This is a genomic window from Lactobacillus apis, assembly GCF_002837055.1.
Taxonomy (GTDB): domain Bacteria; phylum Bacillota; class Bacilli; order Lactobacillales; family Lactobacillaceae; genus Lactobacillus; species Lactobacillus apis.
Window position 1 is genome coordinate 1 of sequence record NZ_PDKP01000074.1, and the last position, 315, is coordinate 315.

Genomic DNA, 315 nt, shown 5'->3' on the forward strand with positions numbered 1-315 from the left:
AAAAACTATTTCCCCTTGAGGTCAATCTGTCAGAAAACTTGTTCATTCATAAATCCCACTCAAATGTAAGGCTTTTCAATATATAATTCGTATTTGCATTTATATAACAGCATGCTACACTAAAATAGTCGTTAGATGTAAATAAAACACGAACATTATTATAGTGGGAGAGATTAAATGAATTTTATAAAGAGCTACTTTCAGCTCGATAAATATAAAACCAGTGTTAAAGTAGAGTTTCTCGCTGGACTGACTACTTTTATTAGTATGTCTTACATCCTATTCGTTAATCCAAGCGTTTTGGGTGCCAGTGGA

Annotated in this window: 1 pseudogene; it reads left to right on the forward strand. The window is 32.4% G+C overall.

What is annotated here, in order from left to right:
* Positions 1-177: 177 nt before the first annotated feature.
* A pseudogene (locus CRG87_RS07990) lies at positions 178-315 on the forward strand (NCS2 family permease); the annotation flags it as partial.